We start from the raw sequence: 9,631 nt of genomic DNA on the forward strand, positions 1-9,631 counted from the left end.
TCATTCTCGTGAATTTTGTCGGAAAAGATCGGGGGAGTGTTCTGCAATGACGTCATGGACATCCGATCCGGGATCGGAGCAACAGTGGGCGTGAGCGACGCGGTTACGGCTTCACAGCCCGATCTTCGCGACAGTGCGTTTCCGATTTCTGCAGCGCAACGCGGAATATGGTTCGCCCAGCAGGCTCTGGGCGACACCCCGATCAACATCGCGACTTTTGTGGACTTGTCGGGGCCGGTGGATTTGGCACTGTTGACGGACGCGACCAGGGCCGTGGCCCACGAGACCGCTTCGGGGTATCTCAAACTCATCGAGACCGATGGCCTCCCGATGCAGGTGGTCGACCGCCGCTTCGACGACACGATCGAGTTCTTGGACTTCTCCGCCCGAGCCGATCCCCACGCGGCGGCCATGGAGTGGATGCGGGCCGACTACGCCCGGCCCGTCGCCTTGTTCACCGACCGCCTCGCGGTCTCCGCACTGTTGAAGATCGGTACCGACCGGTTCTTCTGGTACCTGCGGAGCCACCACATCGCTGCCGATGGATTCTCCGCTATGACCGGTTTGCGCCAGGTCGCCGAGGTGTACAGCGCCATGGCCCAGGGCCGGAGCCCGTCGTCGGGCAAGGCTCCCGATCTCCCTCAGATCGTCGCCAACGAGCAGCGGTACCGGGAATCGACCCGGTTCGCGATGGATCGCGACTACTGGTCGGAACGCACGGCCGGCCTCCCGGCGGCGTTGTCGCTGAGTCCGAAGGCCGCCGGTCCGGGTGCCTATTCGCTGGTGGCGTCAACCGAATTGGACACCGAGACGGCCCAGCTGCTCTCCCGTTCGGCCGAGTCTGTGGGTGGCGCGGCCCCCGTGGTCGTCGCGGCATTCGCCGGATACCTGTCCCGGATGTGCGATTCGGACGACGTCGTCCTGAGTCTTCCCGTCTCCGCCCGCCACACCGCCGCACTCCGGCGTTGCGGCGGGATGGTGTCCAACATCGTCCCGCTTCGCCTCGGTGTGGCCGTCGACCGTTCGGTCGGCGATCTGCGGAAGGCGGCACAGACCGAGCTGACCGGTGCCCTGCGCCATCAGCTGTATCGGCACGAGGACATGCGCCGGGACATCGGTATCGCCGGTGAACACGGACGGTTCGGCCCGGCGGTCAACATCATGATGTTCTCGCCGACAGTGGAGCTGGGAACGGCGATCGGCACCACCCACGTACTCAGTACCGGTCCGGTGCTGGACCTGTCACTGAACATCTACTCGGGCGAATCGGACAATCTGCGAATCGACTTCGAGGCGAATCCGAATCTCTACGAGGCCGACGAACTGTCCGATCACCACCGCCGATTCCTGGCTTTCCTGCACCGGTATCTGAAAGCGGGCGACGACGTCGCGGTCAGCGACCTCGAGCTGCTCGACGAGGTGGAGACCGCCTCGATCCTGGAGTCCGGCGCAGGCTCGGCCGGTGTGGTGGATCCGAGTCCGCTGAGGTCATGGGATCGGCAGGTCGTGGCCGGACCGGACCGGATCGCCGTGATCGGCGCCGGCGCCGGCGTGACGCGCGCCGAGCTCGATCAGCGGTCGAACAGGCTTGCGCACGAACTGATCTCGCGTGGTGTCGGACCCGACGATGTCGTCGGGCTGGTCCTGCCGCGAAGTCCCGAGTGGGTCGTGGCGATGCTGGCCGCGTGGAAGGCCGGTGCCGCCTACGCACCCATCGATCCGGACGCCCCGCTCAACCGGGTATCGGCGATCCTCGACGACTGCGACAGCGCGGTGGTCATCACCACCGGGTCGTGGGTGGGTGCGGGCGCGCCCTCTGCCACGAGCCGCCAGATCATCGTTCTCGACGAGCCGGAATCCGCGGCCACCATCGCCCGCCGTGCCCCCACCACCCCACCTGATCGCTGGTCGCAAGCCGGTGCCGGAGCGTGCCTGGCCTACGTCATCTCGACGTCGGGCTCCACCGGTCGGCCCAAGCCGGTTCTGGTGCCGATGGCCGGCGTGGCCAATACCCTCACCTGGTACCGGCGGACGATGGCGCTCGGTGCCGGAGACGGTGTACTGGTCGCGTCGTCGCCGAGCTTCGACCTCACCCAGAAGAACATCTGGGCCGCCCTGGCAGACGGCGCGACGATCAACCTGGCGAACGATGGATTCGACCCGGACGACATCTGCGCGCGCATCGCCGCCGGCGCCGACGACGTGCTGAACATGGCGCCGAGCGCGTTCGCCGTTCTCTCCGAACATGATCGGACGAAGGTCACCACCTCCGTGCGATCGCTGGTTCTCGGTGGCGAGCCGGTCCGTCCGGACCAGTTGCGTGAGCATCTGGCAGCGGGCACGGCGATCTACAACAGCTACGGTCCGACGGAGTTCTCGGACGTCGCCTCGTTCCACCGTCTGGACTCCGCGCCCGAGGCCTATGCCGCCGGCGCGGTGCCGATCGGCGGTCCGATCGACAACATCTCGCTCTACGTGCTCGATTCACGACTGCGCCCGGTACCGCCGGGGGTGGCCGGTGAGCTCTACCTGGCCGGCGTCGGTGTCGGTCGGGGATACGCGAACCGATTCGGGGCGACGGCAGCGGGTTTCGTGGCCAGCCCCTACGGATCCGGTGAGCGCATGTATCGCACGGGCGATGTGGTCAGCTGGGATCGCCACGGTGAGTTGCGGTACCTCGGTCGTGCCGACCACCAGGTCAAGATCCGTGGTCTGCGCATCGAGCTGGGTGACATCGAGGCCGCATTGCTGGCCCACCAGGATGTCGCGCAGGCGGTGGTCACCGTCGACACGAGTGGCCCGAGCACCCGATTGATCGGTTATGTGGTGGCAACCGAGGGCGCCGAACCCGATCGTTGGGCGGTGATCGAATACCTGTCGCAGACCCTGCCCGGTTACATGGTTCCGGCGACGGTCGTGGTGCTCGACGTGATGCCGCTCAGCGGTAACGGGAAGGTCGATCGAAAGGCCCTGCCGGAGCCCGACTTCGGTGTCCGGTCGACCACATTCGTCGCCCCGTCGACACAGCTCGAAGAGACCATCGCGGGCGTCTTCGGTAATGTTCTCGGGTTGGCGCGGGTCAGCACGGCCGACAGTTTCTTCGTCCTCGGCGGTGACAGCATCATGTCGATCCAGCTGGTCTCGCAGGCGCGGGAGGCCGGGATCGCCATCACCACCCGCGACGTCTTCGACTGCAAAACCGTTGCCGGACTGGCAGATCTGATCACCCAGCGAGCAGCGACAGACTATGTGGTCGAGGTGCTCGAAGAACTCCCCGGCGGCGGCGAAGGCGACTTGCCATTGCTCCCGATCGGGCACTGGATGATCGAGCAGCAGCACTGGACGCGGCTGTCACAGGCGACCGCGATCAGATTGCCCGACGGACTGCACACCGAAAGCCTCGAACCGGCGTTGCAGGCGATCATCGATCATCACGATGCACTTCGTTCACGACTGATCGAGGTCGATGGTCAACGGCGACTGCACGTGCGCGAGCGAGGTGCCGTCGACGCACGCGGTGTCCTCTGCGCCGTCGACGATCACCACACCACGACCGACGTCCTGATCGCCGCCGAACTCGAACTGGCCGCGAAACGGCTCGATCCCGGTCGCGGAGTGATGTTCCAGGCCGTACATCTGCCCGAACCCGATGGCACCGGGGGGCTGCTGCTCCTCGTCGCGCATCACCTGGTGATCGATGGCGTTTCGTGGCGGGTGCTGCTACCCGACCTGGCGATCGCCTGGTCGCAACATGCTGCGGGCCTGCCCATTTCGCTGGAGCCGGTGGGGACATCGCTGCGCAGGTGGTCGCACGCGACCGCGGAGATCGCATCGGCGGGAAGCCGCCGGGACGAGATGCCGCTGTGGCTGCGAACCGTTCGATCGCCGCAGACGCCGCTGGGATCGCGGCCGCTGAACCCCGATGTCGACAAGGCCGCGACGACGGCGACAGTCCAGGTGACCGTTCCTGCGGACGTGACCGGTGCAATGCTCACCCGCCTGCCGGCTGCGTTCCGGGGCGGCGTCAACGACGGATTGCTGGCGGCGTTGCTGCTCGCAGTCAGCCGCTGGCGGCAGTTGCGCGGCGACGACTCGGAGTCGGTGCTGGTGGCGCTCGAGGGCCACGGGCGTGACGACGACATCGTCGCCGGTGCCGATCTCTCACGTACGGTCGGCTGGTTCACCAGCCTGTTCCCGGTTCAGCTGACCCTACCCCCCGGCACCGACCTCGCCGATGCGCTGCGCGGCGGTCCTGATGCTGCTCGTGCGATCAAGGCAGTGAAGGAACAACTACTCGAGATTCCCGACGGCGGCGTTGGTTACGGCATCTTGCGCTATCTCGATACCGAAGGGGCCCAACAGTTGTCGGGCGGCACCGACCCGCACCTGATCTTCAACTATCTCGGTCGCCGCGCGGTCGGCGGCACCGCAGCGGACGCCGGTGCCGGGGCCTGGATGCCGGAGGAGACGATCGGAACCTGTGGGTTCATGGCGACGGTGGATCCCGACGCGCCGTTGACGGCTCCGCTGGAGATCAACGCGGGCGTCGAGGGCGATGGATCGGCCGCCCGGCTGGTGGCCTCGCTCTCGTACGCCACCGGAATCCTGTCGGAAGAAGACGCCCTTGAGCTCGGCGCTCTGTGGGTCGAGGCGATGGCTGCCCTGTCGCAGCATGCCGGTGAGACCGGAAGCGGTGGGCTCACCCCGTCCGATCTGCCACTGGTCGAGGTGGACCAACGTCAGATCGGTGCTCTGGAGGACCGCTATCCGGGACTGACCGACGTCTGGCCGCTCTCGCCACTGCAGCAGGGGATGTTCTTCCATTCCCTGTTGGCGGACGGCGGCGACATGTACACCGCGCAGATCGTGCTCGAACTCGAGGGCAACGTCGATCCCGATCGGATGCGGGCCGCCGGCGCCGGCCTGGTGGCGCGACACGATGTGCTGCGGGCGGCGATCACCCAGGACGTCGGTACCGGCGACGTCATCCAGGTGGTCCGTCGCGATGCCGAATTGCCGTGGCAGTTCACCGATCTGGGTGACCTCGTGGCCACCGATCGGGCCGCGGCACGTGACGGACTGCTCGACGCCGAACGCGCCGAGAGGTTCGATCTGGCGTCTGCCCCGCTGACGCGGATGCATCTGATCCGGCAAGACGAGGCCCACTGGGTGCTGGCGATCACCAACCATCACGTGGTCGCAGACGGCTGGTCGACGCCGCTGCTGATCCGCGACCTGCTGACGATGTATGCGATGGGTTCGGCGGGTGCGCTGCCCCGGGTCCGCTCCTACGGAGACTTCCTCGGCTGGTTGCAGACCCGTGACAAAGAAGAGGCCACGCGTCGATGGACGCAGGTACTGCAGGGTTCCGAACCGACGATGCTCGTCGAGCGCTTCACCCCGGACGGTTCCGATGTGCCGGTCGACATGACCCGGACATTGACCCCGGAACTCGATGAGGCGCTACGTTCGATGGCGCGGACGCTCGACGTCACCCTCAACACGGTTCTGCAAGCGGCCTGGGCAATGGTGTTGGCGCGCAAGAGCGGCCGCCGCGATGTGGTCTTCGGGTCGACTGTCTCCGGCAGGCCCGCGGAACTGAGCGGTGTCGACACGATGGTCGGGCTGTTCATCAACACCCTGCCCGTCCGGGTCCGGCTCGATCCCGGGGAGTCCGTCGCCGACCTCCTGATCCGCCTGCAGCGTGAACAGGCCGCGATGATGGACCACCAGCACCTGGCGCTCAACGAGATCATGTCGGCCGCCGGCGGCGGAAACCTGTTCGATTCGCTGCTGGTGCTGGAGTCGTACCCGATCGACAAGCAGGGGTTGTCCGAGGACACCGACATCGCGGGCATGCGGCTGGCAGGTGTGGGCGTACGTGACGGTTCGCACTATCCGCTCGCCGTGGTCGGCCTACCCGGCGACCGGTTCGAGATCAACTTCAAATATCTGCCGTCCGCCCTCGATGCTGCCTCCGTCGCGGACTGTGCCGACCAGTTGCTCTCGGTGATGAAGGGTTTCACCGAAGACCACCAGCGCCCACTCGCGAAACTGCCGGTGGTCGGCGAAGCGGAGCAACAACTCCTGATGCCGGTGCGTGGCCCCGCCGCCGCCGCGGTCAAGACCCTGCCCGACCTGCTCCACACGGCCGCACGGGATGCTCCGGACGCGGTCGCCCTGGTCGCCGCCGACCGGATCGTGAGCTATCGGGAACTCGACCAGCTCTCCGGTTCGCTGGCCCGGGTCCTGCGCAGCGAAGGAGTCGGACCCGACGACTTCGTGGCCGTCGCCCTCGGGCGATCGGTCGAATCGCAGATCGCCCAGTGGGCGGTTGCCAGGGCCGGCGCCGCATTCGTGCCCGTCGACCCCGGGTATCCGGCCGACCGGGTGGCGCACATGATCACCGACTCCGGCGCGACCATCGGGTTGACCACCTCCGAACACGTCACCAGACTCCCGCAAGACCTCAGGTGGCTCGAACTCGACCGCCCCGCGCTGCGCGAGCGGTGCGCGAGCGCCCGTACCTCCGGGTCCGGGCCCCTCACCGGTGCGGTGTCACCGCAGCAGGCGGCCTACATGATCTACACCTCGGGTTCGACCGGCGTGCCGAAGGGCGTCGTGGTCACCCATGCCGGGTTGACGAACTTCGTCGAAGACCAGCGGACGCGCTATCGGTTGACCGCGCGGTCACGGACCCTGCACTTCTCGTCGCCGAGCTTCGACGCCTCGATTCTGGAACTGTTCCTCGCGACCGCGGCATCGTCGACGATGGTGATCGCGGACCAGAACGTCTACGGCGGTGAGGAATTGCATCACCTGTTGGCCGGCGAGGAGATCACCCACGCGTTCGTCACACCGGCCGCGCTGGCGACGGTGGACCCCGAAGGTCTGCCTGCGCTCGGTACCGTGATCGTCGGCGGAGATGCGTGCGGGGCCGATCTGGTGGCCCGATGGGGCGTGGGGCGGGCGATGTTCAACGCCTACGGCCCGACCGAGGCGACGGTGGCCACCAACGTCAGCGAGGTTCTGTCGGCCGATGATTCGCCGGTGACCGTCGGCGGTCCGATCGTCGGCGTCACCGAGATGGTCCTCGACAGCTGGTTGCGACCGGTGCCGGTGGGCGCCGAAGGCGAATTGTATGTGTCCGGAGCGGGTGTGGCGCGCGGATATCACGGCAAGCCCGGTCTGACCGCGGGGCGGTTCGTCGCCGATCCCAACAATCCCGGCGGCCGGATGTACCGCACCGGAGACGTGGTGCGCTGGGTTGACCGGGCGGCGGCCGGAGTGGCGCCGCGACTGGAGATCGAATACGTCGGACGTAGCGATCATCAGGTCAAGGTACGTGGATTCCGCATCGAACTCGGTGAGATCGACGTCGCGCTGGCAGCCCACGAATCGGTCGAGTTCGTGACGACGGTCGGGCGCCAGGGGCCATCGGGGAGCACGGTCCTGGTCTCGTACATCGTCCTGGTCCCGGGAGCCTTGGTGACCACCGGTGAACTGACCACCTATGTCGCACAACGACTCCCGTCCCACATGGTGCCCGCGAGCATCATGGTGCTCGAGGCGGTCCCGCTGACGGTGAACGGCAAGGTCGATCGCGGCGCGTTGCCCGACCCGGAGTTCGGTGATCCCACCGAGGCGATCTATGTCGCACCGACCACCGCGGACGAGATCGCGATCGCCCAGGTGTTCGCCGATGTCCTCTCGATCGAGCGGGTGTCCGCTGTGGAGTCGTTCTTCCGTCTCGGTGGTGATTCCCTCTCGGCGACGCGCGCGGTGGCCCGCCTCACCGCCGCCACCGGGCGCCGGCTCGGTGTCCGCGACCTCTTCGAAGCACCGTCACCGGCCGCGCTCGCCGCCCGCGTCGCGGCGGCACCGCGGGCCGGTTCCCACCCGGAACTCACCGCGCTGCCGCGTCCCGACTTCCTGCCGCTCTCCCTTGCACAACAACGGATCTGGGTCATCAACCGTCTCGACCCGAGCTCGCCGGCATACAACATCGCCGGAGCGCTGCGCATGCAGGGACATCTCGATGTCGAGGCGCTGGAACTCGCGGCGCGCGATGTGATCGCCAGGCATGAAACGTTGCGCACCCACTACCCGGAGCGCGACGGTGTCCCGGGACAGATCGTGTTGGCGCCGTCGGCAGTCGACATCTCGCTGGATCCGATCGCGATCGGCGACGAGGATCTCGACAGTGAGCTGACCGACTTCGCGGCCCGCGGCTTCGATGTGACCGCAGCACCCCCACTGCGGATGCGCCTGCTGCAGTTGGCCGAGGATCACCACGTGCTGGCCGTGGTGGCGCATCACATCAGTGCCGACGGTGAGTCGATGGGGCCGCTGGCCCGAGACCTCATGGTTGCCTACGTCGCCCGGTCGCGCGGCGAGGCGCCGGCCTGGCAACCACTCGAGGTGCAGTACGCTGATTACACGTTGTGGAAGCGGGATCTGCTCGGCGACGCCGACAACCCGGCCACGGTCGCCGGGCGGCAACGCTCGTTCTGGGAGCAGACCCTGCATGACATGCCCGAACTCCTGGAACTGCCTGCCGACCGTCCGCGTCCGCCGCGCCAGTCGATGCGCGGCGCCCGCGTGGACTTCGAGATCGATGAGCAATTGGTCTTTCGGCTCAACCACATCGCGGCCGGCCACGGGGCCACGCTGTTCATGATCATGCACGCGGCGTTCTCCGCTCTGCTGTCGCGGTTGAGCGGACGCGAGGACATCGCCATCGCAACCCCGGTCGCGGGCCGGGGTGAACAGGCCCTCGACCACCTCATCGGGATGTTCGTCAACACGGTGGTGCTGCGGGTCGGCGTCGATCCCGGTGCGGAGTTCATCGATCTGCTGCACGGGGTCCAGAAGACGGATCTCGAGGCATATGCCCATGCCGACGTGCCGTTCGATTCAGTGGTCGATCAGGTGAAACCCACTCGTAGTGAGGCCTTTTCGCCGCTTACCCAGGTGATGCTCGCGATGGAGACCCCGGCGGTGTCAGGGCTGTTGCTGCCCGGTCTGACCGTCGGTGAGTACGACTGGGGCGTGGTGCCGGCGAAGATGGACCTGAAACTGACGTTCGCCGACAATCGCGAGGACGGCAGCGTGGTCGGCCCGCTCAACGCGTCATTCCTGTACGCCACGGACCTGTTCGATCACGGCACCGTCGTCCGATTCGCCGACCAGTTGCTCCGGATCCTCGACGCCGTCGCGACAGATCCCCGCGCGGTGGTCGGTGACATCGACATCTGGTCCGTCGCGGCGCAGCCCCCGAACCTGCGGGATTCGCTGGTCGAACCGACGACCGTGGCCGACCTGCCGGGGATGGTGGCACTGGTCGCCGGTGAGGATCCCGACCGGCCGGCACTGCGCTCCGGGTCCACCGAGGTGACCTTCCGGGATCTGCACGACCGGCTCTCGGTCCTGCAGGAATCACTGGCCCCCAGCGGGATCGGCATCGATGCGGTGGTGATGACGGCGTTGTCCGGATTGGCGCCGGATCTGCTCCTGCCCGGTAGCGGACCCAACCTGGAGGAGGTCGTGGACACCCTCGTCGCGGACGCTGCCTCAGCAGCGCAGACGGTGGCGAGGCTGTCATCGAAACCCCTGCGGATCGCCTGAGGCG

1 protein-coding gene is annotated in these 9,631 nt (G+C 67.2%); it reads left to right on the forward strand.

The window, feature by feature from the left end; translation table 11 throughout:
• Nucleotides 1-90: 90 nt before the first annotated feature.
• Nucleotides 91-9,627, forward strand: coding sequence for an amino acid adenylation domain-containing protein (locus tag AC51GR_RS03710; RefSeq protein WP_496323275.1), 9,537 nt, complete (start codon nt 91-93; stop codon nt 9,625-9,627).
• The last annotated feature ends 4 nt before the right edge of the window (nt 9,628-9,631 follow it).

This window comes from Williamsia sp. z71 (assembly GCF_059553375.1).